A 23,626-nucleotide genomic window follows, 5' to 3' on the forward strand; every position below is an offset into this window, starting at 1 on the left:
TCCTCGCGGTCATGCCCGGATTGTCCCCGGTTTGCGCCGGTGCGGGCAAATCGCCCGCGCGGGTCAGCGCGCGGCGTGTGCCTCGCGCTGGTGCGCCTGCCCGGTCGCCAGCGCCCAGCCGGCGATCGCGCGGCTGGTCGCACGCAGGGCCTGGCCGAGCGCGTCGGCCGCCTGCGCGGCGCCGTCGCCGGCGGCAGGCACGGTCTGGCGGAAGGCCTGGCTGCCGACCACCTGCTGCTCGGGCAGGTGCATCAGCCGCGCCTGCACCTCCACCACCGCGGTCGGCGGTCGCCCGGCGGAGAAATCGGCCTCGAAGTGGCGGATGTCCAGGCCCAGCCGGTAGTCGGCGTTGATGCCGCTGCCCTGGCGCGCGACCGCGGTGATCCGGCCGGAGTCCTCCAGCGTGTAGAGCACGCTGTCCTCCAGCATCTGGGTCGGGGTGTCGGCCCACAGCGCGCCCTTGTAGACCTGCAGTTCGCCGGCCTCCGGGATCACCGCGATCCGCGGCAGATCGAGCATGCGCGGCGCCTCCGGCGGGGCGATGCTGAGCGACCAGGCGACCGTCGGCCAGGCCGGGTCGGGGCTGGCGCGCAGCGGCGGCGCATAGATCGTGGGCGATGCGCGCGGGCCGGCATCGAGGCCGAGGCAGCCGGCCAGCGGTAGGGCCAGCAGCAGCGCGGGCAGCAGGGAGCGCAGGCGCATCATCGCGGTTCGAACTCCTTGGGGGCGTCGCGGCCGAGCAGGTAGCGCGCCGGGTTGCCTTCCAGGCGGTCGCTGATCCGGCGCAGGTCGCGGATCAGCGCGCGCAGCTCGGCCAGGGTCGGCCCGAGCTGGGCCAGACCGTCGTTGGCGAAGCTGCGCAGGGCCGGGCGGTTCTCGGCCAGGATCGCATCCGCGCTGCCGGCGACGGCGTCGAGCTTGCCCACGGTCGCATCCAGCCGCTCCATCAGCGCCGGCAGGCGCGCGATGACGTCGCGGTCCACCTTCTGCAGGGAGCCGTTGGCGGTGGCGAGGGTGGCGTTGAGGTTGGCGCTGGCGCGGCGGGCGTCGAGGATCAGCGCGGTGATGTCCTCGCGGTGGCTGGCCAGGCTGTCGGTCGCCGCCTCGATGTGGCTGAGCGTCTGCGAGACATGGCGGATGTTCTCCTCGCTCAGCAGCTGGTCCAGGCGCGCCACCAGGCGGTTGGTGGAGTCGGCGATGTTCTGCAGCGCGGACGGCTCGGCGCGGATCACCGGGATTGGCTGCTGCTCGCTGGGTTCCAGCAGCGCCGCGCGCGGGCTGCCGCCGGTGAGCTGGATGAACGGCACCCCGGTGATGCCCTGCTGCGACAGCCGCGCGCGGGTATCGACCTTGACCGGGGTGCCGGCCTTGAGCTTGAGCAGCGCCACGACCCGGCGCGGATCGTTGGCGTCCAGGCTGAGCTTGTCCACGGTGCCGACCGAGATGCCGTTGTACTGCACGCTGCCGCCCTCGGTCAGGCCGGTCACCGGCTCGTTGAACACCACCTCGTAGCGGCGCCAGTTGCGGTCGGCGCCGAACTTGGTCGCCCACAGCGTGAACAGCAGCAGGAAGACCGTGGTCAGCAGGGCGAAGCCGCCGATGAGCACGTAGTTGGCGCGGGTTTCCATGGGGCGACTCTACGCGATCGGGGGCGTGGAGGGGGTGTAGGCGGCCTCGTGCGGGGCGGCGCGCGCGGCGCGCCCGCGCGGGCCGTTGAAGTACTCCTGCACCCACGGATGGTCGAAGTGCTCCAGCTCGCGCACCGGCGCCACCGCCACGATCTTGCGGTCGGCCAGCACCGCGACCCGGTCGCAGATCGCGTACAGGGTGTCGAGGTCGTGGGTGATCAGGAACACGGTCAGCCCGAGGGCGCGCTGCAGGCTCTGCAGCAGGTGGTCGAACGCGGCCGCGCCGATCGGGTCCAGGCCCGCGGTCGGCTCGTCCAGGAACAGCAGCGGCGGGTCCAGCGCCAGCGCGCGCGCCAGCGCCGCGCGCTTGCGCATGCCGCCGGACAGCTGCGAGGGCAGCTTGCAGATGGTGTCGGCGGGCAGCCCGGCCAGCTTGGTCTTGAGCAGCGCCAGCTCGTAGCGCAGCGAATCCGGCAGGTCGGGGTAGTACTCCTTCAGCGGCACCTGCACGTTCTCGCCGACGGTCAGCGAGGAGAACAGCGCGCCGTCCTGGAACAGCACCCCGATGTTGCGGTCGATGTGCCGGCGCAGCACCGGGTCCGGCGAGAGCGCATCGACCCCGAGGATCTCGATGCGTCCCGCGGCCGGCTGCTCGAGCCCGAGCAGGGCGCGCATGAACACCGACTTGCCGCTGCCGGAGCCACCGACCACGCCGAGGATCTCGCCGCGGCGCACGTCCAGGTCCAGCCCGTCGTGCACCACCTGGTCGCCGAAGCGGGTCACCAGCCCGCGCACGCGGACCGGCGGCGCGTCCGCCGGCGCGCCCGCGCCGTCGAGGGGGATCGGGGCGGCCTGCATCAGAAGTCCATCTCCATGAACCACAGCGCGGCCAGCGCATCGAGCACGATCACCATCGAGATCGCCTGCACCACGCTGGAGGTGGTGCGTTCGCCCAGCGACTGCGCGGTGCCCTCCACCTGCAGCCCCTCCAGGCAGCCGATCAGCGCGATCACCAGCGCGAACACCGGTGCCTTGACCATGCCGACCACGAAGTGGCGGATCTCCAGGGTGTCCTGCATCCGCGCGAGGTAGGCCGCGGCCGGGATGTCGAGCACGAAGTTGCCGACCGCCATGCCGCCGAGCAGGCCGGCCATCATCGCGATGAAGGCCAGCAGCGGCAGCATCCCCAGCAGCGCCAGCACCCGCGGGATCACCAGCAGGTCGACCGGGTCCAGCCCGAGCACGCGGATCGCGTCCACCTCCTCGCCGTTGACCATCATCCCGATCTGCGCGGTGAACGCGCTGGCGGTGCGCCCGGCCAGCAGGATCGCCGCCAGCAGCACCCCGAACTCGCGCAAAAAGGCGATCGTCACCAGCTCCACCACGTAGATGGTGGCGCCGAAGTCGGCCAGCACGGTGGCACCGAGGAAGGCGATCACCGCGCCGACCATGAACGACAGCAGCGCCACCAGCGGGGTGGCGTCCAGGCCGACTTCCTCCATGTGGTGCACGGTCGCGGTCAGGCGCAGCCGGCGCGGCTCCTTGAGCAGGCGCAGCAGCTTGGCCAGCACCTCGCCGAGGAAGCCGACCAGCGCCAGCGCCTCGCGCGCGTTGTCCGCGATGGCGCGGCCCAGCCGCTCCAGCGCGGCGAGGAAGCCGGTGTCGCGCACCGGCTTGGGGCGGTCGTCGTGCACGTCCTCGATCGCATGGATCAGGGCCTGGTGCTCGTCGCGGAAGCGGAAGCGATCGAACGCCAGCCCGCGGCGGTCGGCGCAGCGCAGCAGCTGCAGGACCCCGAGCGAATCCAGACGCTCGACCCCGCGCGCGTCGATGCATTCGATCCCGGGCGGCACGCTGCGCAGCGCCTCGCCCACTTCGGCGGCGAAGCGCAGGGTCCAGCGCCCGCCCAGGCGCAGCACGCGCGGATCGTCCGGATCGGGGGCGGCGGTCGGCGGATGGTGGTTGGGAGCCTGGGGCATGCGCCGGCAAGCTTACGCAAAGCCGTCGCCGCGATGTGAAGCCGGCGCGCCGCGGCCGCGCATGTCATCCTGTGCGCATGTCCGAGCATGCCGGCCACGCGGCCGTCTCCTACACCGAGCGGGTGGCGTTCGTGGCCGAGCTGGCCAGCCATCTGCACGCCTACGGCACCACCGCGCAGCGCCTCGAGGGCGCGATCGTCGCGGTGGCCAAGCGCCTGGGGCTGGAATGCGAGCCGTGGGTGAACCCGACCGGCATGATCCTCGCCTTCAGCGACCCGCGGCGGCCCGCCGGCGAGACCGACACCACCCGCGTGATCCGGCTGGAGGGCGGCGACACCAACCTGTACAAGCTGTGCGAGGCCGACCGCATCGCCGAGGACGTGCTCGCCGGCCGCCTGCAGGTGGCGGAGGGGCGGCAGGCGCTGCGCGCGCTGCAGCGGCTGGCCGGGCGGCGCGGGCGGGCGATGCAGGTGTTCGGCTTCGCGCTGGCCTCGGCCGCGGTCGCCGGCCTGCTGCGGCTGCCGTGGCTGGACATCGCCACCGCCGGCGCGATCGGGCTGGTGATCGGGCTGCTGGACGTGGCTGCGCAGTCGCGCCCGCGCCTGCACGAGGCGTTCGAGGCGATCTGCGGGCTGGTCGCGGGCGCGATGGCGATCGCGGTCTCGGTCTGGGTCGGCCCGCTCAACCTCAACACCGTGATCATCGCCTCGCTGATCGTGCTGCTGCCGGGCATGGCGCTGACCAATGCCATGAACGAGCTGACCAGCCGCCACCTGGTGTCCGGCACCGCGCGCTTCGCCGGCGCGCTGACTACCATCCTCAAGCTGACCATCGGCACCGCGATCGCGCTCGGGATCGCCGCCCAGCTCGGGATCGAACCGGCGGTGCGGGCCGCGCGGCCGCAGCCGGACTGGGTGGTGTGGCTGGCGCTGGCGGTCGGCGCGTATGCATTCGCGGTGCTGTTCCGCGCGCACCGCCGCGACTACCCGCTGGTGATGGGCGCGGCGGCCTCCGGCTACCTGATCTCGCGCTACGGCGGGGAATGGCTCGGGGCGCAGGCCGGGCTGTTTTTGGCCGCCCTGCTGATGACCGCCGCCGGCAACGTCTATGCGCGCTGGCGCAAGCGCCCGGGCGCGCTGATCCGGCTGCCCGGCCTGATCATGCTGGTCCCGGGCAGCGTCGCCCTGCGCGGGGTCATCACCCTGGTGCAGGCGCAGGACTTCGGCGCCGGGCAGGAGGCGGCGCTGGCGGCGCTGAATACCCTGATGGCGCTGCTGGCCGGGCTGCTGTTCGGCAACCTGCTGGTGAGCGCGCGGCGCAATCTCTAGCGTGGCGGTCCCGGCGCGCGCGGCCATCCGCCGTCGTGGTCGGGGTGACCACGCCCCAAGAGCGGGGCGTGAAAAACGAAACGCCGGCCAGGGCCGGCGTTTCCGGAAATCCCGCACAGGCGGCAATCGCGCCGGTTATTTCTGGATCAGGAACTCGTCCAGCTTGCGCCCGGCCGCCAGTTCGCCGGCCAGCCAGCGCGGCGGGCGCCCGCGCCCGGTCCAGGTCTCGGCCGGATTGGCCGGGTTGCGGTACTTCGGCGGCACCTTGCCGCCGCTGCGCTTGGCGGCGGCCTTGCGCGGCTTCTTCGCGGCCGGTGCGGCGGCCTTGGGGCCGGCCTTGCCGTACAGCTCCTCGAAGGTCCAGCCGTGGCTCTTGAGGAGCTTGTTGACCGCGGCGCGGGTCTGCGCGGCGGGCTTGCGCTTGGCCAGGGCCTTCTTGCGCTTGTTGGCCAGGGCGATCAGGGCGGACAGTTCCTGCGGGCTCAAGTGTTCGATATTGACGTTCATCGGCATCCCGGATGGTGGAAGGACTGGATAAAAACATTCCATCCATGGATGCGGCGCATCATACCAATACCGTGGAATAACGCCAGAGTTTTTGTGAATCCCGTTTGATTGCCACGGATTGCACCCGGAATACGCAGAAAATGCCCGCTGGTGGTCGCCCGCGGGCAGGCGCCCGCCGGCGACAGGGTTGGCGGGATTCCGGGGCGGGGGGTCAGCCGATCCCGAGCCGGCGCAGCAGGGCGGCCTTGTCCAGCGTCTCGGCCTCGGCCGCGGTGCGCGCGCGGTATTCGAACTGGCCGGTTTCCAGCCCGCGCGCGGACACCACCACCCGGTGCGGGATGCCGATCAGTTCGATGTCGGCGAACATCGCGCCGGGGCGCAGGCCGCGGTCGTCGAGGGCGGTATCGATGCCGGCGGCGGTCAATTCGGCGTACAGCGCCTCGGCCGCGGCCGTCACCGCCGGGTCGGCCTTGGGATTGATCACGCAGACCGCGACGCGCCACGGCGCCATCGGCTCCGGCCACACGATCCCGGCGGCGTCGTGGTTCTGCTCGATCGCCGCGGCCACGATCCGCGACACCCCGATCCCGTAGCAGCCCATCATCGGGGGCACGGCCTTGCCCGCCGCGTCCAGCACGCGGCAGTGCATCGCCTCGGAATACTTGCGGCCGAGCGCGAACACGTGGCCGACCTCGATCCCGCGCGCGATCCGCAGCACGCCGCGGCCGTCCGGCGAGGGGTCGCCTTCGACCACGTTGCGGATGTCCGCGACCTCCGGCTCCGGCAGGTCGCGGCCCCAGTTCACCCCGGCGAGATGGAATCCGGACTTGTTGGCGCCGACCACGAAATCGGCCATCGCCGCCACCGTGCGGTCGGCGATCACCCGGATCGGCCGGCGCGGCTGTCGCGGGCCGAGGAAGCCCGGCTCGCTGCCGAGGTGCTCGAGGATCTCCGCCTCGCTGGCCAGCCGGTACTCGGCCAGCCCCGGCAGTTTCGCCAGCTTGATTTCGTTCAGCACGTGGTCGCCGCGCACCAGTGCCAGAATGAATTGCGGCGCGCCGTCCGCGTCCGCGCCGATCAGCGCCACCGACTTGACCGTGCGCGCCAGCGGGATGCCCAGCAGCGCGGCGACCTCCTCGCAGGTTTTCTGGACCGGGGTGGCGACCTCGCGCAGCGCCTCCGCGGGCGCCGGGCGCGGGCCGGGCGCGATGGCCTCGGCCAGCTCCACGTTGGCGGCGTAGTCGGAACCGTCGCTGTAGGCCAGCGCGTCCTCGCCGGACTCGGCCAGCACCTGGAATTCGTGCGAGGCGCTGCCGCCGATCGCGCCGGTGTCCGCCGCCACCGCGCGGAACTTCAGCCCGAGCCGGGTGAAGATGCGCGTGTAGGTGGCGTACATGTTGCGGTATTCGGCCTGGAGCGAATCCTCGTCGATGTGGAAGGAATAGGCATCCTTCATCAGGAATTCGCGCGCCCGCATCACCCCGAAGCGCGGACGGATCTCGTCGCGGAACTTGGTGGTGATCTGGTACAGGTTCACCGGCAGCTGCTTGTAGCTGGAGAATTCCTGGCGGAAGAAATCGGTGACCGCTTCCTCCGCGGTCGGGGTGAAGCAGTATTCCTGCTCCTTGCGGTCGCGGATCTTCAGCAGCTGCGGGCCGAATTTCGCCCAGCGCCCGGTTTCCTCCCACAGCTCCTTCGGCTGCACCGAGGGCATGGCCATTTCGATCGCGCCGGCGCGGTCCATTTCCTCACGCACCACGCGCTCGACCTTGCGCAGCACGCGCAGGCCCAGCGGCGACCAGGTGTACAGGCCAGCGGCCAGCTTGCGGATCATGCCGGCCTTGAGCATCAGCCGGTGGCTGGCGATCTCGGCCTCGGCCGGGGTTTCCTTTTCGGTGCGGAGGTGGAACTGCGACAGGCGCATGCGCGGGGGGTCGTAAATGCGGCGGAGGGCGCATTCTGCCATGTGCGTGCGCGAGGGCCCTGCGGCGCATGCGCCCGCCGCGACCGGAGGGGCGGCCCGTGCGTGGTTCGACAGGCTCGCCACGAACGGGCGGGGGCGGCGAACGGGCGGGGGGCCTGCTGCGGATGGGCTTGGGGCTGGCCGGACGCCGGCGCGGTCAGCGCGCGCCGTCGACCTCAATGCCGTCCTTCGGGGTCTTGCGGATGCGTTCGTAGCGCCGGCCCTTGGGTGGGGTGTCGGTTACGTGCAGCACCCCGGCATCGTCGCGCCAGCGGTACAGGCTGTCGGCGCGCTCGGCGGCGATCGCGGCGGCGCGCGCGGCGACCGCGCGCTCCTGGGCGCGGCGCGGCATCTCGATGGTCAGCCACCACCAGGCGGCGACCGCCAGCAGGACCGCGGCCACCAGCGCGGCCAGCGCCTTCATCGCCCGCCGCAGTAGGCCTTGACCGCGGCTTCGTTGAGGGTGCGCTGCTGGGCGCGTTCCTCGGCGGTGAGGTTGCGGTCGGGCTTGCCGTCGCCGGTGGTGTCCAGCCCGATCGGCTCGTTGCCCTGCAGGCGCTTGAGGTTGGCGCGCGCGTCCAGGCACTGCTTGCTCGGCCCGCCGGCGCCCGCGGCGGCGGCGCGCGCTTCGCCGCCCGCGGCGGGCGTCGTGGATGCGGCGGGGGACGGGGCGGGCGCGCGCTCGGCGAGGGTGCGGGTGGCGTGCACCCCGGCCGGCGGCGAATCGGCGTAATGGGTCACGCCCTGGGCGTCTTTCCACTGGTAGACGGTGGTCTGTGCCGCGGCCAGCGCCGGCAGGGCGGCGAGCGCGACGGCGGCGGTCAGGGCGAGGCGGCGCAAGGCGGTCATGGGCGGGGCCGGCAGCGGGGTCGGCCTTGATTGCAGCACTGCGCGGGGGCTGCCGCAAGCCCGTACACTGCCGGCATGGAACCCGAGCACGCCCCGACCCCGCCGCGTCCGCGCGGCCGCGGCATCTACCTGCTGCCGAACCTGTTCACCACCGGCGGCCTGTTCGCCGGCTTCTTCGCCATCATCGCCGCCTCGCAGGGGCGGTTCGAGGCCGCCTGCATCGCGATCTTCGTGGCCGCGGTGCTGGATGGGATCGACGGCCGGGTCGCGCGCCTGACCCATACCCAGAGCGAGTTCGGGGTGCAGTACGACTCGCTGGCCGACCTGATCAGCTTCGGCATGGCGCCGGCGCTGGTGATGTACCACTGGGCGCTGGCGGCGCTGAAGCTGGACGGCGCCACCGCGGGCAAGCTCGGCTGGCTGGCGGCGTTCCTGTACGCCGCCTGCGCGGCATTGCGGCTGGCCCGCTTCAACAGCCAGGTCGGGCAGGTCGACAAGCGCTGGTTCGTGGGCCTGGCCAGCCCGGCCGCGGCCGGGCTGATGGCCAGCTTCGTCTGGACCTGCGCCAGCCTCGGCTGGAGCGGACGCGAACTGCGCCATGCCGCGCTGGCGTTGACGGTGGCCGCGGCGCTGCTGATGGTCAGCCGGATCCGCTACAACAGCTTCAAGGGCGGCAGTGGGCCGAAGTCGGACCGGGTCCCGTTCGTCGCCCTGCTGGTGGCGGTGGCGGTGATCGTGGCGCTGGTGCTGGATCCGCCCAAGGTGCTGCTGGCCGCCAGCGTGCTGTACGCCCTGTCCGGGCCGCTGCTGTGGTTCCGGCGCCGGCACGAGCCTGCGGCCACGGCATGAGCGCCGCCATGGCCGGGGCGTGGACGCCGCGCCAGCGCGCCGTGCTGGCGGAACTGGGGCTGGTGGTGTACCGGCGCGCGGGTGCACCGGCCGCGGCGGATCCCGGCCCCGCACTCGTGGCCATGGCGGAGGCGGGCGATCCGCCGCTCGAGATGGCGATCGATGCGGCGATGCTGGCGCGGCTGGCGCGCGCGGCCGGGCTGCCGCCCGAGCACCTGCTCGCCAGCGCGCCGGCGCTGGCCGCGGCCAGCGTCGGCCTGGCCGGCGATGCGGCCGCCAAGCGCGCGCTGTGGCCGCGCCTGCGCCGGCTGCGCGCGCAGCAGGTGCCTGGATGAACGCGCGCCCGCGCCCGCTGGCGGAGGACGCGCGGCTGCGGCCGATGCGCGAGGACGACCTCGACGCGGTGATGCGGATTGAGACCGCGGCCTACGCCTTCCCGTGGACGCGCGGGATCATGCTGGACTGCCTGCGCGCCGGCTATGCGATGTGGGTGCAGGAAGGCGCCGCCGGCCTGCTCGGCTACGGCGTGCTCAGCATCGCCGCCGGCGAGGCGCACCTGCTCAACCTCTGCACCGCGCCCGGGCACGAGGGGCGCGGCCATGCCCAGCGCCTGCTGCAGGCGCTGCTGAAAATCGCGCGCGCCGGCGGCGCGCAGCGGGTGTTCCTGGAGGTGCGGCCGTCGAACCCGCGCGCGATCGCGCTGTACCAGCGCAGCGGCTTCAACGAGATCGGCCGCCGCCCGCGCTACTACCCGGCCATCGGCGGCCGCGAGGACGCGATCGTGATGGCGATGGAGCTGTTGCCAGAGTGATCGCGCCGGGGCGCGGAGGCGGCCCGCGCCGATTCATCCTTCGACGGGCGCAGGACGAACGGGCCTGTGTCCTGCGCCGGGCCCGGGACGAATAGGCTTGCGTACAGAGCCAGATCCGGGATGCATCAGGCTTGCGTCCTGCGCCCAGCCCAGGACGAACGGGGGTGGGTCCTGCGACAGGCGGGACGTGCGTGCGTCGGGCAGGGGCGACGGGCCGCGCGCTCAGCCCAGCCGCGCGCGCTGTTCGGCGAGGGCGGCGAGCTTGCTGCTCCAGTCGGCCAGGCGCTGGCGCTCCAGCTCCACCACCGCCTCCGGCACGCCGGGGCCGAACTTGGCCAGCTTGGCCGCGCTCTTGTCCTTCTCCGCGGCGACCTTGGCCAGCTCCTTGTCCAGGCGCGCGCGCTCGGCGTCGAGGTCGACCAGCCCCTCCAGCGGCACGAACAGCTGCAGCGCGCCGACCACCGCCGGCGCGGCGGCCGGCGGCTCGCCGGTGATCGCCTCGATCCCCTCCAGCTTGCACAAGAAGCGCAGCGGCGCATCGAAGCGGGCGAGGCGTGCCGCGTCGGCGGCCTCGCCGCCGCGCACCAGCAGCCGCGCCTGGCGCGCCGGCGGCACGCCCAGCTCGCTGCGGATCCGGCGCAGCTCGCCGACCACCGCCTTCAGCCATTCGACGTCGGCCGCGGCCTGCGCGAAGTCCGTCGCATCGATATCTCCGGCCTGCGGATAGGCCTGCAGCATGATGCTGCCGGACTTGCCCAGCTTCGGCGCGAGCGCCTGCCACAGTTCCTCGGTCACGAACGGGATCAGCGGGTGCAGCAGCCGCAGCAGCGCGTCCAGCACGTACAGCAGGGTGTGGCGGGTCGAATCCGCCGCGGCCGCCTCCTCGCCCTGCAGGGCCGGCTTGGCCAGCTCCAGGAACCAGTCGCAGACCTGGTTCCAGGCGAATTCGTACAGGCACTGCGCGAGCAGGTCGAAGCGGTAGCCGGCGAAGTGCTCGGCGGCTTCCGCGCAGGTGCGGTCGAGCAAGGCGAGCACCCAGCGCTCGGCGTCGGTGCGCGGCTGCGGCGCGCCGTCGAAGCTGGCCTCGCCCACGTTCATCAGCGCGAAGCGGGTCGCGTTCCACAGCTTGTTGCAGAAGTTCTTGTAGCCTTCGGCGCGCGCGAGGTCGAACTTGATGTCGCGGCCGGGACCGGCCAGCGCGGCCATGGTGAAGCGCAGCGCGTCGGCGCCGTGCGGTTTGATGCCCTCTGGGAACTCCTTGCGGGTGGCCTTCTCGATCTTCTCGGCCATCTTCGGCTGCATCAATCCGGTGGTGCGCTTGGCGACCAGCGTCTCCAGATCGATCCCATCGATGATGTCCAGCGGGTCGAGGATGTTGCCCTTCGACTTCGACATCTTCTGCCCGTCTTTGTCGCGCACCAGGCCGGTGATGTAGACATCGCGGAATGGCACGCGCCCGACCAGGTGGTCGGTCAGCATGATCATGCGCGCCACCCAGAAGAAGATGATGTCGAAGCCGGTGACCAGCACGGCGGTCGGCAGGAAGGTGTCGAAGCCGCGCGCCTGCATGTTCTGCGCATCCGGCCAGCCCATGGTCGAGAACGGGAACAGCGCGGAGGAGAACCAGGTCTCCAGCACGTCTGGATCCTGCCGCAGCGGCGCATCGCCCAGGCCGTGGCGGGCACGCACTTCGGCTTCGCTGCGACCGACATAGACCCGGCCTTCGTCATCGAACCACGCCGGGATACGGTGGCCCCACCAGAGCTGGCGGCTGATCGTCCAGTCCTGGATGTTCTCCAGCCAGTGGCGGTAGGTGTTGATCCAGTTCGGCGGGACGAACTTCACCTCGCCCGACTCGACGAGTTCCAGGCCGCGGCGGGCCAGGTCGTCCATCTTCACGAACCACTGGTCAGTGAGGAAGGGCTCGATCACCTGCCCGCTGCGGTCGCCGCGCGGCACCTGCAGTTTGTGTGGCGCGACCTCCACCAGCAGGCCGGCAGCCTCGAGGTCGGCCACGATCGCTTTGCGCGCGTCGAAGCGATCCAGGCCATGGTATTGCGCGGGAATGTCTGCGCGGGTGGCGACGATCTTCGCCTCGTCGGTGAACACGTTGATCAGCGGCAGGCCATGGCGCTGGCCGACCGCGTAGTCGTTGAAGTCATGCGCCGGGGTCACCTTCACCACGCCGGTGCCGAACGCGCGGTCCACGTAGGCGTCGGTGATGACCGGGATGCGGCGGCCGGTCAGCGGCAGTTGGATGGCCTTGCCATGCAGGTCGCGGTAGCGCGGGTCCTCCGGGTGCACCATCACCGCGGTGTCGCCCAGCATCGTTTCCGGACGGGTGGTGGCCACCACCACGTAGTCGCGCACCTCGCGCAGGACCTCGTTGCCGTCGGCGTCGTGCTCGACGTATTCGAAGGTGGCGCCGTCGGCCAGCGGGTAGCGGATCGACCACAGGTGGCCGTTCTCTTCCTCGTTGACCACCTCGAGATCGGAGATCGCGGTCTTCAGCACCGGATCCCAGTTGACCAGGCGCTGGCCGCGGTAGATCAGACCCTCTTCATACAGGCGCACGAACGCCTCGGTGACCGCCGCGCTGGCCATCGGGTCCATGGTGAACACGCTGCGCGACCAGTCGCCGGACGCGCCAAGGCGGCGCATCTGGCGCTCGATGGTGTCGCCGGAGTGCTGCTTCCACTCCCACACCTTTTCGATGAACTTCTCGCGACCCAGCGAATCGCGGGTCTCGCCCTTGCCCTCGATCGCCAGGTTGCGGCTCACCACCATCTCGGTGGCGATGCCGGCATGGTCGGTGCCCATCTGCCACAGCGTGCGGTAGCCGCGCATGCGGTGGTAGCGGATCAAGGCGTCCTGCAGGGTGTGCTGGAACGCGTGGCCCATGTGCAGGGTGCCGGTGACGTTCGGTGGCGGCAGCAGGATGGTGTAGGCCGGGCCGTCGCCCTGCGGCGCGAACGCGCCGCTGGCCTCCCACTGCGCATACAGGCGGGATTCGAAGGACTTGGGGTCGTAACCGGGGGCGAGGGTGGTCATCGGAGCGGGATTACATGTCGTATTTGTTGAGCTGGAAGCCGAGCGCCTGGTAGTGCTTCCAGCGCGCGCGCAGCGGGCCGCGCGCGGCCGGATCGGCCGGCACCACTTCCAGCACGCGCTCGAACGCGCCTTGCGGCGGGTCGTCGCGCAGGTTGATCAGCAGCGGGCGCAGCGGCGCGTCGATCTCCGGCGGGGCGATCAGCACCGGGGTGGCCTCCTCGTCCTCGTCCTGCCCGGCGATCTGGTGCGGAAGGTACTCGTCGGGATCGAACGCCCACAGCAGGTCGTCCAGCGCCTCGGCCTGGGCCTGGTCGCGCGCCAGGATCAGGGTCGGCTGCCCGCTCGCGTAGGCCTTGCGCGCCAGTTCGCACACCAGCAGCAGCGGCTGCGCGCGGAAGCGCGGCTTGGTGATCAGGTAGAAGTCGGCGCGCGGCATGCAGGCGAGGAAGCGTGGCGGGGGAGGCATGGGCGGGCGCGGAGATGGCCCGCGCCCGCCGGCGTCGGACTCAGCCCTGCGCCGGCCGGCAGCGGTCCAGCAGCCACTGGCAGAGCATGCCGACCGGGCGCCCGGTGGCCATGCCGAGCTTGCCGTCGCCGTTGGCGACCCCGGCGATGTCCAGGTGCACCCAGCGCTGGCCCTCGGTGAAGCGCGACAGGAAGCAGCCGGCGGTGATCGCGCCGGCCCAGCGGCCGCCGATGTTGTAGACGTCGGCGAAGGCCGACTCCAGCTGGCTCTGGTACTCGTCCCACAGCGGCAGCTGCCAGCCGCGGTCGAACACGGTCTCGCCGGCGGCGAGCAGCTCGCGGGCGAGGTCGTCGCTGGCCTTGGTCATCACCCCGGTGGCGAACTTGCCCAGCGCGATCACGCAGGCGCCGGTGAGGGTGGCCACGTCGACCAGCGCCGCCGGCTGGAAGCGCTGCGCGTAGGTCAGCGCGTCGCACAGGATCAGGCGGCCCTCGGCGTCGGTATTGCCGACCTCGATGGTCTTGCCGGACATGCTGGTGATGACGTCCGACGGGCGGTAGCTGTTGCCGTCGATCGCGTTCTCCACCGCGGCGGCGATGCACACCAGGTTGACCGGCAGCTGCATCTCGACCGCGGCCACGAAGGTGCCGAGCACGCTGCCGGCGCCGCTCATGTCGTACTTCATCTCCTCGATGCCGCCCTGCACCTTGAGGTTGACGCCGCCGGTGTCGAAGGTGATGCCCTTGCCGACCAGCACGTAGGGGCGGGCGTCGCCGCCGTTGGCGTACTTGAGCACGATCAGGCGCGGGCGCTGCGCGCTGCCGCGCGCGACCGCCAGCAGCGCGCCCATGCCGAGCGCCTGCATCGCGTCCTCCTCCAGCACCTCGCAGCTCACGCCCGGGCGGTCCGCGGCGAAGTCCTGCGCGCGCTGGGCGAGGCCGGCCGGGGTGCACAGGTTGGGCGGCAGGTTGCCGAGCTCGCGGGTGAATTCGACCCCGCGCGCGATCGCGACGCCCTGGGCGAGCGCGGCGGCGTCGTCGCCGGCCAGCTCCAAGCGCTCCAGGCCCTTGTCCTCGCGCTTCTTGTTGTCGCGCCCGAGGGTCGCGAGATAGCGGTAGCAGGCGTGGTCGGCGGCGATCGCGGCCTGGCGGATCGCCCACGCCGGGTCGCGCCCGGGCACCGCCAGCTCGGTCAGGGTCAGCAGCGCGCTGCGCACCGGGCCGCTACGCAGCGCGCGCGCGGCGTCGCCGACCGCCTTCAGGTACTGCGGCACCGCGAACTTGGCGGCCTCGCCCAGGCCCACCACCAGCACCCGCGGCGCGGCGATGCCGGGCAGGTCGAGCAGCAGCGCGGTCTTGCCGGTCTTGCCGCTGACGTCGCCGCGCGCGACCAGCGCCGCCAGGCGCCCCCCGCAGGCTGCGTCCAGCTGCTGGCCGGCCGGGGTCAGCCGCCCGTCGGCATAGGCGCCGACCACCACGCAGTCGACGGCGGCGGAGGCGGCGGGAGTGGGGTTCAGGGCGAATTGCAGGCTCATCGGCGAAAGTCCGGTGCGGATGGAGGGTGGCGCGCGGCCGGCGGGCGCGGTGCGGGCGGTCGCATACAATGCCGCGGCCGCGCCCGGCCATGTGGATGCGGAAACCCCCGATTCTAAGCCACCCGGGCCCGATGCCGAAGCTGGACCGCTACCTGAGCAGTGAGATCGCGCGCGCCGTGCTGGCGGCCCTGGTCGTGCTGTGCATGGTCAGCCTCGGCGGGCTGGTGGCGGACCTGATCGGCGAGATGGCGCGCGGCAAGCTGGCGCCGCCGCTGCTGCTGTCGCAGCTGGGGCTGCGCATGGTGCGCTACTTGCCGATCATCCTGCCGCTTGCGCTGCTGCTCGGCCTGCTGCTGGCGCTGGGGCGGCTGTACCGGGATTCGGAGATGTACGTGCTGACCGCGGTCGGGGTCGGCCCGGGCCGGCTGCTGCGGCCGGTGCTGCTGGTCGCGCTGCCGGTGCTGGCGGTGATCGCGCTGTCCTCGCTGTGGCTGGGCCCGCTGGCCGACCGCACCGCGCGCGCGATGGTCGCCGAGGCCAACCGAAACCTGCTGGCGGCCGGGCTGGAGCCGGGCCGTTTCAGCGTGCTCGGCAACGGCAGCGTCGCCTATGCCGACGCGCTGTCGCCGGACGGCACCCGCCTGCAGCGGGTGTTCCTGTACCGCGAGCGGGACGGCCGGATGGACGTGGTGACCGCGCGCAGCGGCCAGCTCTACCGCGACCGCGGCGCGCGCGTGCTGGCGCTCGAGGACGGCTTCCGGGTCGAGGGCCCGCTGGCCGGCGCCGTCCTCGACTACCGCCTGATGCGCTACCGGCGCAGCGAGAACGTGCTGCAGCCGGGCGCGGAGGAGCGCCCGAGCGAGGATCCGGCGTTCTGGCCGACCACCCGCCTGTTCAGGGACGCCTCGCGCGCCGCGCGCGCCGAGCTGCACTGGCGGATCGCGCCGCCGATCCTGAGCCTGGCGTTCGTGCTGCTGGCGGTGCCGCTGGCGCGCAGCTCCCCGCGCCAGGCGCGCTACGGGGCGATGCTGCTGGCGTTCCTGGCCTACATGGTCGGGGTGTTCCTGATGATGCTCGGCACCCAGTGGATCGCCGAGGGGCGCATGCCGGCGGCGCTCGGCCTGTGGTGGCTGCTGCTGCCGATGCTGGCGCTGGGCGCGGTGCTGTACGCGCGCGACGGCCGCGTGGCGCGCCCGTGGTGGCGGCGATGAGGCTGCGCCCCGCCCTGCACGACCAGTACATCGCGCGCACGGTCAGCCTGACCGTGCTCGGGGCGTGGGGCGTGCTGCTCGGGCTGGACGTAGTGATGGCGTTCGCCGGCGACGTCGGCAACATCGGCAAGGGCAGCTACACTGCCAGCCACGCGGTGGTGGCGACCCTGCTGTCGGTGCCGTGGCGCGCCTACAACCTGTTCCCGACCGCGGCGGTGATCGGCGCCCTGCTCGGCCTGGGCCAGCTGGCGGCGACCTCGGAGCTGACCGCGCTGCGCGCGCTCGGGTTGTCGCGCCGGCGCCTGAGCGTGTCGGTGGCGATCCCGCTGGCCCTGCTCACGGTGCTGATGGTGGCCAACGGCGAGTCGCTGGCGCCGTGGGGGGATGCGCGCAGCCAGGCGGTCCGCAGCGTGCGCAACCCGAACCTGGTCGTGGCCCAGTACAGCGGGCTGTGGGCGCGCGAGGGCGGGATGTTCCTCAACGCGCGCGACGGCCAGACCCGCCAGCGTGGCGACGACCGCTGGCTGGAGCTGCGCGGGGTGCGCCTGTTCCAGTTCGCCGCGGACGGCCGCCTGCAGTCGGTCGCCAACGTGGAGGTCGCCGAGCACCGTCCCGGCGGCTGGCTGCTGCGCGGGGTCGAGCGCACCACCTTCGGCGAGAAATCCGTGCAGCGCACCCGGGTGGCGGAGGAGCGCTGGCAGTCCAGCCTCGACGAGACCGTGCTCGAGGCCAGCGTGACCCGCCCGCGCACGATGGGCAGCCGCGAGCTGGCGCGCAGCATCGAGTACCGCAAGCGCAACGGCCTGCAGGCCTCCGAGTTCGAGGAGGTCTATTGGGGGCGCTGGTTCTACCCGCTCAACGTACTGGCGCTGTGCCTGGCGGCGATCCCGTTCGCGTTCGGCACCCTGCGCAGCGGCGGCTACGGCAAGCGCCTGTTCCTCGGCATCGTGTTCGCGCTCGGCTTCTACCTGCTGCAGCGCATGTGCGTGCAGCTGGCGGGCATCTACCACTTCGACTATCGCCTGGCCTATGCGGTGCCGCCGGCGCTGATGCTGGCGATCTCCTGGGGCCTGTTCCGCCGCCGCTCCGGGTAGCCGGCGCGCTCAGCGCGGCAGGCGCAGGACCCGGGTGCGGCCGGCGCGGTCGTGCCAGGTTCGGCGCTCGCGGTCGATCCATGCCCACCAGAAGCCCAGCCCGGCGGCCAGCAGCGACAGCGTGGCCACCGCGTAGCGCGCCCATGCGCGGCCCCAGCCGGGCGCGGCGCCGTCGCGCCCGCGCAGCGCGAGCCGCCACGCGCGCATGCCGATGGTCTGGCCGCCGCGCCGCCAGCTCAGGGTGGCGTAGGCGCCGGTGACCAGCCACAGCGCCACCAGTTCCAGCAGGCCCAGCCAGCCGCCGCGGACCGCATCGCCATGCGCGAGGGTGAAGCCGGCGGCGACCACAAACCACAGCCCGAGCGCGATCAGCGCGTCGTAGGCCAGCGCCAGCAGGCGCCAGCCGAGCAGCGGCGGGGGCGGGACCGTGGCCGGAGCCGGGGTGGGGGAGATCATCGCGACAGGATAGCGGCGCTACCCTTGCCGGCATGGCCACCCCCGCCGACCGCCGCCGCGCCGCCCGCCAGCTGCCCCCGCTCGCGGAGGCGGATGCCGCCGCGATCGAGGCCTTCCTGGACGCGGTCTGGGCCGAGCATGGCCTGGCCGCGGCCTCGCTCGCCGCCTACCGCCGCGACCTCGCCGGGCTGGCGCGCTTCCGCCCGGGCCTGCGTGGGCTGCAGCGCGAGGACCTGTACGCCTTCCTGGCCCAGCGTACGCGCGCCGGCTACGCCGCGCGCAGCAACGCGCGCCTGCTCTCCAGCCTGCGCGCGTTCTACGCCGACCTGCGCCGGCGCGGGCTGCGCGCGGACGACCCGACCGCGCTGCTGCAGCCGCCGCGCCTGCCGCGCAGCCTGCCGCGCGCGCTGACCGAGGCGCAGGTCGAGGCCCTGCTGCAGGCGGCCGACGCGGGCAGCATCGACGGCCTGCGCACGCGCGCCATGCTCGAGCTGATGTACGCCTGCGGGCTGCGGGTGAGCGAGCTGGTCGGGCTGCCGGCGACCGCGCTCAACCTGCGCCAGGGCGTGCTGCGGGTGCAGGGCAAGGGCGGGCGCGAGCGGCTGGTGCCGCTCGGCGAGGAGGCGCGCCACTGGCTGGAGCGCTACCTGGCGCATGCGCGCCCGGCGCTGCTGGCTGGCCTGCGCGATCCGGCGCGGGCGCAGGCGCTGTTCGTGGATGCGCGCGGGCAGCCGCTCACCCGCCAGGCGTTGTGGGCGCTCATCAAGCGCCAGGCCGCCGCGGCCGGGATCGACCCGGCCCGGATCAGCCCGCACGGGTTGCGCCACAGCTTCGCCACCCACCTGCTCAACCGCGGCGCCGACCTGCGCGCGCTGCAGCTGCTGCTCGGGCACAGCTCGCTGTCCACCACCCAGATCTACACCCTGATCGCGCGCGAGCAGCTCAAGGCGCTGCACGCCCGCCACCACCCGCGCGGCTGACCGCCGCCGGCGGGCATGCCACAATGCCGCTTCCGCACACGCCGGGCCGCCCCCGGCCCGCCCCCTTGGAGCCTGCATGCGCCGTCTCGCGTTCGTCCTCCTGTCCAGCCTCAGCCTGGCCGCCTGTGCGCAGCCGGCCGCCCCGCAGGCCCAAGGCGGCGCCAAGATCGCGGTCAGCGCCCCGGCCGCGGCGCCCGCCCCGGCCGGCGAGGGCGAGGTGGAGGCGCGCGTGCGTGCCGTGCTGCGCCAGCTCAGTGACCGCATCCAGGTGGACAGCGTGCGGCCGGCGCCGTTCCCCGGCTTCCGCGAGGTGATCGCCGGCGGCCAGGTCGTGTACGTCAGCGACGACGGCAAGTACCTGATCCAGGGCAACGTGCTCGACATCCCGCGCCGGCGCGACCTCACCGAGGACGCCATGGGCAGCGTGCGCGCCAAGGTGCTGGCCGGCATCCCGATGGCCGACCGCATCGTGTTCTCCCCGGCCGGCACCCCGAAGCACCGGGTGGTGGTGCTGACCGACATCGAGTGCGGCTATTGCCGCAAGTTCCACAGCGAGATCGCGCAGCACCTGGCCAACGGCATCCAGGTTGAGTACCTGGCGTTCCCGCGCGCCGGCCTCGGCAGCGAGGACTACCGCAAGATGGTCGCGGTCTGGTGCGCCGACGACCGCCGCAAGGCCCTGACCGACGCCAAGAACGACCGCCCGGTGCCGATGCGCACCTGCAAGACCCCGGTGGACATGGAGTACCGCGCCGGGCTGCAGATGGGCCTGACCGGCACCCCGATGGTGCTGACCGAGGACGGCCAGCTGCTCGGCGGCTACATGCCGCCGGCGGTGCTGCTGCAGCGCCTGCAGCAGCTCAAGCAGGGCGCCGGCCGCGGCTGAGCCTGCGTCGGCGCGGCCGGGCTGGCCGCGGCGGGCACGGGGCTGCCGCCGCTCTCGGCTACACTAGCGGGCCCGCCTCCTTGCGTCCGCGGACATGATCGTCCTCGAGGGCGAAGCCGCCCTGTCGCCGTTCCGGCGCGACCGCCTGCAGCAGCAGCTGGCCGCCATCACCCCCGCGGTCGCGCTGCGCGCCGCCCGCCACGTCTACTGGGTCCTGCCCGAGCCGGGCGCCACGCCCGACCGCGCGACCCTCGCGCGCCTGCTGGAGGCGGACGCCGAGCCCGGCCCGCCCGCGCCGGGCGAGGTCGTGCGCTTCGTCGCCCCGCGCCTTGGCACCCGCTCGCCGTGGGGCAGCAAGGCCGGCGAGCTGCTGCGTGGGGCCGGCCTGCCGGTGGCGCGGGTGGAGCGCGGCCTGCGCCTGGACCTGGCCGGCTGGCCCGCGGATCCGGCGCTGCAGGCGGCGCTGCTGCGCGCGCTGCACGATCCGATGACGCAGTCGGTGTTGATGCAGGCGGCCGACGGCGCCGCGCTGTTCGCCGCGCCGTCCGCGGGTGCGCTGGAGGTGGTGCCGCTGGCGGGGCTGGAGGAGGCCAATGCGCGCCTGGGCCTGGCCCTGGCCGAGGACGAGATCGCCTACCTGCGCGCGCGCTACGCCGCGCTCGGGCGCGATCCGCACGATGTCGAGCTGATGATGTTCGCGCAGGCCAATTCCGAGCACTGCCGGCACAAGATCTTCAATGCCCGCTGGACCCTCGACGGGCGCGCGCAGCCGGCCAGCCTGTTCGCGATGATCCGCAACACCCACGCGCGCACCCCGGCCCACGTGCTGTCGGCCTACAGCGACAACGCCGCGGTGGTGGAGGGCTATCCCGCCGCGCGCTTCCGCCCCGACCCGGCGAGCGGCCGCTACCGCCGCGAGCCGGTGGCCGACTCGGCGTTCTGCATCAAGGTCGAGACCCACAACCACCCGACCGCGATCGCGCCGTTCCCCGGCGCCTCCACCGGCGCCGGCGGCGAGATCCGCGACGAGGGCGCGACCGGCCGCGGCGGCCGCCCGAAGGCGGGCCTGTGCGGCTTCTCGGTCTCGCACCTGCGCATCCCCGGCCTGCCGCAGCCGTGGGAAACCGCGCGCCCGCTGAATCCGCGCATGGCCTCGGCGTTCGAGATCATGCGCGACGGCCCGCTGGGCGCGGCGGCGTTCAACAACGAATTCGGGCGGCCCAACCTGGCCGGCTATTTCCGCAGCTTCGAGCTGCACGAGGCCGCGGGCCTCACCCGCGGCTACGACAAGCCGATCATGCTCGCCGGCGGCCTCGGCGCGATCGACCGCGGCCAGGTGCAGAAGCGGCGGCTCGCGCCGGGCGATGCGGTGGTGGTGCTGGGCGGGCCGGCGATGCTGATCGGCCTCGGCGGCGGCGCCGCCAGCTCGGTTGCCTCCGGGCAGTCCAGCGAAGACCTCGACTTCGCCTCGGTCCAGCGCGACAACCCGGAGATGCAGCGGCGCGCGCAGGAGGTGATCGACCGCTGCGTGGCGCTGGGCGAGGACAACCCGATCCTGGCGATCCACGACGTCGGCGCCGGCGGGCTGTCCAACGCCATCCCCGAACTGCTGCACGATGCCGGGCTTGGCGGGCAGATCGACCTCGGCGCGATCCCGAGCGACGACCCCGCGCTGTCGCCGCTGCAGCTGTGGTGCAACGAGGCGCAGGAGCGCTACGTGCTGGGCCTGCCGCAGGCGCGGGTCGCGGAGTTCGCCGCGCTGTGCGCGCGCGAGCGCTGCCCGTTCGCGGTGGTGGGCACCGCCACCGCCGAGCCGCAGCTGCGGGTGGGCCATGCCGGCCAGCCGCCGGCGATCGACCTGCCGATGGACCTGCTGTTCGGCAAGCCGCCGCAGCTGCAGCGCGACGCCCTGCACCCGCCGCCGCCGCGCTGGCCGGCGGTGGAGACCGCCGGCCTCGACCTGCGCGAGGCCGGCCTGCGCGTGCTGGCGCATCCGAGCGTGGCGGCCAAGGCCTTCCTGGTCACGATCGGCGACCGCAGCGTCGGCGGCCTGACCGCGCGCGACCAGATGGTCGGCCCGTGGCAGCTGCCGGTGGCCGACTGCGCGATCACCCTGGCCGGCTTCGACGGCCATGCCGGCGAGGCGATGGCGATCGGCGAACGCGCCCCGCTGGCGCTGCTGGACGCCGCCGCGGCGGCGCGGATGGCGGTCGGCGAGGCGCTCACCAACCTGATGGCGGCGCCGGTGGAGGCGCTCGACCGGATCAAGCTGTCCGCCAACTGGATGGCGGCCGCCGGCCATCCCGGCGAGGACGCGCGCCTGTACGACGCGGTGCGCGCGGTCGGGATGGCGCTGTGCCCGGCGCTGGAGCTGGCGATCCCGGTCGGCAAGGACTCGCTGTCGATGCAGGCGCAGTGGACCCAGGCCGACGCCACCCACAAGACGGTGGCGCCGGTGTCGCTGGTGGTGTCGGCGTTCGCGCCGGTCGCGGACGTGCGCGGCCAGCTCACCCCGCTGCTGCGGCGCGAGGGCGAGTCCGACCTGTGGCTGATCGGCCTCGGCGCCGGCCGCCAGCGGCTGGGCGGCTCGATCCTGGCGCAGTGCCACCCCGGCGCCGGCGCGCTGCCGGCGTTCGCCGGGGAGGTGCCCGACCTCGACGACCCGCAGCGGCTGCGCGCATTGTTCGAGCTGGTGCGCGCGGCGCGCGCCGAGGGCCTGCTGCTGGCCTACCACGACCGTTCCGACGGCGGCGCGTTCGCGGCCCTGTGCGAGATGGCGTTCGCCTCCCGGGTCGGGCTCGACATCCAGCTCGACGGCTGGGGCGACGGCCGCCACGAGGACGTGCTGCGCACCCTGTTCAGCGAGGAACTGGGCGTGATCGTGCAGGTCGCCGCGGAGGAGCGCGCGACCTTCGCCGACCTCATCGCGCGCCACGGCCTGGTCGAATGCGCGCAGCGGATCGCGACCCCGACCACTGCGCCCTTGGTGCGGGTGCTGGACGGCGACGTGGAGCTGGCGCAGTGGCGCTGGGAGGAGCTGTTCGACGCCTGGTGGTCGGTGACCCACGCCATGCAGCGCCTGCGCGACAACCCCGCCTGCGCCGATGCCGAGCGCGAAGCCGCACGCCGGTTCGACGCCCCGGGCCTGCAGCCGCGGCTGACCTTCGACCCGGCCGAGGACGTCGCCGCGCCGTACATCGCCACCGGCGCGCGGCCGAAGGTGGCGATCCTGCGCGAGCAGGGCGTCAACAGCCAGGTCGAGATGGCCTGGGCGTTCGACCGCGCCGGGTTCGACGCCCACGACGTGCACATGAGCGACCTGATCGCCGGCCGCCGCGACCTCGCCGAGTTCCACGGCCTCGCCGCCTGCGGCGGCTTCAGCTACGGCGACGTGCTCGGCGCCGGGCGCGGCTGGGCGACCTCGATCCTGGAGCGGCCGGCGCTGCGCGCGATGTTCGCCGCGTTCTTCGCGCGCGAGGACCGCTTCGCGCTCGGCATCTGCAACGGCTGCCAGATGCTGGCGCAGCTGCGCGGGCTGATCCCCGGCGCCGAGCACTGGCCCACCTTCCGGCGCAACCTGAGCGAGCAGTACGAAGCGCGCCTGGCGCTGCTGGAGGTGGCGTCCTCGCCCTCGGTGCTGCTGCGCGGGATGCAGGGCGCGCGGATCCCGGTCGCGGTCGCGCACGGCGAGGGCCGCGCGGTGTTCGCGGACGCGATCGACCAGGCCGCGGTCGACGTGGCCGCGCGCTACGTGGAGGGCGGCCGGGTCGCGGAGGCCTATCCGGCCAATCCGAACGGCTCGCCCGACGGCATCGCCGGGGTCACCAGCCGCGACGGCCGCGTGACCCTGCTGATGCCGCACCCGGAGCGCACCCTGCGCCGGGTCAATTTCAGTTGGGCCCCGCCCGACTGGCCGGAGGACTCGCCCTGGCTGCGCCTGTTCCGCAATGCGCGGGCATGGGTGGGGTGAGTCGCCTGGAATCGTCCGGGTAGAACCAGGATGCCCCGTGCGCGGGTCTGTGCGCGCGCGCCCG

Annotated in this window: 21 protein-coding genes; 9 read left to right on the forward strand and 12 right to left on the reverse strand. The window is 73.2% G+C overall.

What is annotated here, in order from left to right; all coding sequences use genetic code 11:
• Positions 1–63: 63 nt before the first annotated feature.
• From ML340_RS00970 to ML340_RS00985, 4 genes are read right to left on the reverse strand one after another with little or no spacing between them, the layout of a single operon-like run.
• Positions 64–702: an ABC-type transport auxiliary lipoprotein family protein gene (locus ML340_RS00970; RefSeq protein ID WP_240095731.1), complete on the reverse strand. Its 639-nt coding sequence runs from the start codon at positions 700–702 to the stop codon at positions 64–66.
• Complete coding sequence (locus ML340_RS00975) at positions 702–1,628, reverse strand: MlaD family protein (RefSeq protein ID WP_240095733.1); 927 nt, start codon at positions 1,626–1,628, stop codon at positions 702–704. The genes ML340_RS00970 and ML340_RS00975 overlap by 1 nt, the downstream gene beginning before the upstream one ends.
• Before the next feature lie 9 nt (positions 1,629–1,637).
• Positions 1,638–2,486, reverse strand: coding sequence for an ABC transporter ATP-binding protein (locus tag ML340_RS00980; protein WP_240095735.1), 849 nt, complete (start codon positions 2,484–2,486; stop codon positions 1,638–1,640).
• Positions 2,486–3,607 carry an ABC transporter permease gene (locus tag ML340_RS00985; RefSeq protein ID WP_240095737.1) on the reverse strand — a complete coding sequence of 374 codons (1,122 nt, stop codon included), beginning with the start codon at positions 3,605–3,607 and terminating at the stop codon, positions 2,486–2,488. Before ML340_RS00985 ends, ML340_RS00980 begins: the two co-directional genes overlap by 1 nt.
• Positions 3,608–3,684: 77 nt before the next feature.
• Here ML340_RS00985 and ML340_RS00990 point away from each other — a divergent pair, with 77 nt between their 5' ends.
• Positions 3,685–4,935 (forward strand): threonine/serine exporter family protein, encoded by a 1,251-nt coding sequence (locus tag ML340_RS00990; protein ID WP_240095739.1) that lies wholly within the window; start codon positions 3,685–3,687, stop codon positions 4,933–4,935.
• Positions 4,936–5,070: 135 nt separating this feature from the next.
• Here ML340_RS00990 and ML340_RS00995 read toward each other — a convergent pair whose 3' ends face one another.
• The 4 genes from ML340_RS00995 to ML340_RS01010 form a co-directional block, all read right to left on the reverse strand.
• Positions 5,071–5,442: an H-NS histone family protein gene (locus ML340_RS00995; protein ID WP_240095741.1), complete on the reverse strand. Its 372-nt coding sequence runs from the start codon at positions 5,440–5,442 to the stop codon at positions 5,071–5,073.
• A gap of 211 nt (positions 5,443–5,653) precedes the next feature.
• On the reverse strand, positions 5,654–7,366 hold the full coding sequence (locus ML340_RS01000; RefSeq protein ID WP_240095743.1) for a proline--tRNA ligase: 1,713 nt from the start codon (positions 7,364–7,366) through the stop codon (positions 5,654–5,656).
• Positions 7,367–7,562: 196 nt separating this feature from the next.
• The gene (locus ML340_RS01005; RefSeq protein WP_240095745.1) at positions 7,563–7,829 is read right to left on the reverse strand and encodes a DUF4124 domain-containing protein; all 267 of its coding nucleotides are present in this window, start codon (positions 7,827–7,829) and stop codon (positions 7,563–7,565) included.
• Positions 7,826–8,254, reverse strand: a complete 429-nt coding sequence (locus ML340_RS01010; RefSeq protein WP_240095747.1) for a DUF4124 domain-containing protein — start codon at positions 8,252–8,254, stop codon at positions 7,826–7,828. The genes ML340_RS01005 and ML340_RS01010 overlap by 4 nt, the downstream gene beginning before the upstream one ends.
• Positions 8,255–8,329: 75 nt before the next feature.
• On the opposite strand from ML340_RS01010, the gene pssA reads away from it, so the two are divergent.
• From pssA to rimI, 3 genes are read left to right on the forward strand one after another with little or no spacing between them, the layout of a single operon-like run.
• The gene (gene pssA / locus ML340_RS01015; RefSeq protein ID WP_240095749.1) at positions 8,330–9,103 is read left to right on the forward strand and encodes a CDP-diacylglycerol--serine O-phosphatidyltransferase; all 774 of its coding nucleotides are present in this window, start codon (positions 8,330–8,332) and stop codon (positions 9,101–9,103) included.
• A complete protein-coding gene (locus ML340_RS01020) occupies positions 9,100–9,438 on the forward strand; it encodes a hypothetical protein (protein ID WP_240095751.1) in 339 nt (112 codons plus the stop codon). The genes pssA and ML340_RS01020 overlap by 4 nt, the downstream gene beginning before the upstream one ends.
• Positions 9,435–9,914, forward strand: a complete 480-nt coding sequence (gene rimI / locus ML340_RS01025; protein ID WP_240095753.1) for a ribosomal protein S18-alanine N-acetyltransferase — start codon at positions 9,435–9,437, stop codon at positions 9,912–9,914. Before ML340_RS01020 ends, rimI begins: the two co-directional genes overlap by 4 nt.
• 222 nt (positions 9,915–10,136) lie before the next feature.
• Here the strand turns inward: rimI and ML340_RS01030 are convergent, their stop codons facing one another.
• The 3 genes from ML340_RS01030 to ML340_RS01040 form a co-directional block, all read right to left on the reverse strand.
• Positions 10,137–12,965: a valine--tRNA ligase gene (locus ML340_RS01030; protein ID WP_240095755.1), complete on the reverse strand. Its 2,829-nt coding sequence runs from the start codon at positions 12,963–12,965 to the stop codon at positions 10,137–10,139.
• 10 nt (positions 12,966–12,975) lie between these two features.
• Positions 12,976–13,401, reverse strand: a complete 426-nt coding sequence (locus tag ML340_RS01035; RefSeq protein WP_240095757.1) for a DNA polymerase III subunit chi — start codon at positions 13,399–13,401, stop codon at positions 12,976–12,978.
• 70 nt (positions 13,402–13,471) lie between these two features.
• Positions 13,472–14,965, reverse strand: a complete 1,494-nt coding sequence (locus tag ML340_RS01040) for a leucyl aminopeptidase (protein WP_240095758.1) — start codon at positions 14,963–14,965, stop codon at positions 13,472–13,474.
• 131 nt (positions 14,966–15,096) lie between these two features.
• On the opposite strand from ML340_RS01040, the gene lptF reads away from it, so the two are divergent.
• Both lptF and lptG read left to right on the forward strand, forming a co-directional pair.
• The gene (gene lptF, locus ML340_RS01045; protein WP_240095760.1) at positions 15,097–16,176 is read left to right on the forward strand and encodes an LPS export ABC transporter permease LptF; all 1,080 of its coding nucleotides are present in this window, start codon (positions 15,097–15,099) and stop codon (positions 16,174–16,176) included.
• Positions 16,173–17,270, forward strand: coding sequence for an LPS export ABC transporter permease LptG (gene lptG, locus ML340_RS01050; RefSeq protein WP_240095763.1), 1,098 nt, complete (start codon positions 16,173–16,175; stop codon positions 17,268–17,270). Before lptF ends, lptG begins: the two co-directional genes overlap by 4 nt.
• Positions 17,271–17,279: 9 nt before the next feature.
• Here the strand turns inward: lptG and ML340_RS01055 are convergent, their stop codons facing one another.
• Complete coding sequence (locus ML340_RS01055; RefSeq protein ID WP_240095765.1) at positions 17,280–17,726, reverse strand: RDD family protein; 447 nt, start codon at positions 17,724–17,726, stop codon at positions 17,280–17,282.
• Positions 17,727–17,758: 32 nt separating this feature from the next.
• On the opposite strand from ML340_RS01055, the gene xerD reads away from it, so the two are divergent.
• From xerD to purL, 3 genes are all read left to right on the forward strand, one after another.
• Positions 17,759–18,706: a site-specific tyrosine recombinase XerD gene (gene xerD / locus ML340_RS01060; RefSeq protein ID WP_240095767.1), complete on the forward strand. Its 948-nt coding sequence runs from the start codon at positions 17,759–17,761 to the stop codon at positions 18,704–18,706.
• A 76-nt stretch (positions 18,707–18,782) separates the two neighbouring features.
• Positions 18,783–19,592, forward strand: coding sequence for a DsbC family protein (locus ML340_RS01065; protein ID WP_240095769.1), 810 nt, complete (start codon positions 18,783–18,785; stop codon positions 19,590–19,592).
• Between the two features lie 94 nt (positions 19,593–19,686).
• The gene (purL, locus tag ML340_RS01070) at positions 19,687–23,562 is read left to right on the forward strand and encodes a phosphoribosylformylglycinamidine synthase (RefSeq protein WP_240095771.1); all 3,876 of its coding nucleotides are present in this window, start codon (positions 19,687–19,689) and stop codon (positions 23,560–23,562) included.
• The last annotated feature ends 64 nt before the right edge of the window (positions 23,563–23,626 follow it).

The sequence above is a fragment of the Thermomonas flagellata genome, from assembly GCF_022419185.1.
Lineage (GTDB): Bacteria > Pseudomonadota > Gammaproteobacteria > Xanthomonadales > Xanthomonadaceae > Thermomonas > Thermomonas flagellata.